This window comes from Pseudomonas mandelii, assembly GCF_024138395.1.
GTDB classification, from domain to species: Bacteria; Pseudomonadota; Gammaproteobacteria; order Pseudomonadales; family Pseudomonadaceae; genus Aquipseudomonas; species Aquipseudomonas mandelii_E.
This window is the reverse complement of record NZ_JAMYDU010000068.1, coordinates 1-317: the sequence shown is the minus strand read 5'-3', so window position 1 is coordinate 317 and position 317 is coordinate 1. Positions and strand designations below refer to the sequence as shown.

The 317-nt window shown below is 66.6% G+C and carries 1 protein-coding gene; it reads left to right on the top strand.

Features of this window, described 5'->3' with window-relative positions; all coding sequences use genetic code 11:
* On the top strand, window positions 1–317 hold a 317-nt coding region (locus NHU87_RS28345), incomplete at both ends, for a hypothetical protein (protein ID WP_253555186.1).

Sequence of the window (317 nt, the reverse complement as noted above, 5' to 3'; positions counted from 1 at the left end):
CACCCTCGATGCCGCCCAGAACATCAACAACAGCGTGGTTCGCCCCTACTATGCCTATGTGGCGGCGGGTCGTACCCCAACCGACACCGGCGCGGGCAGTGGTTACTCGACGCGGATCCAGATCAACCAGCAACTCGCCCCCGATCTGGCCCAGCAACAAGTCAACCCGCTGACGCTGCCCGGCTTCAGCCTGCCCACCAGCCAGAACGGCCTGTTCCGTCTGAGCCAGGAAGGCAGCATCCACCCGACCGGCACCGGCCCGCAAAGCTGGACCCTCACCGGCGCCACCGTCACCTCGTCCACCAGTGCGCCGGTCA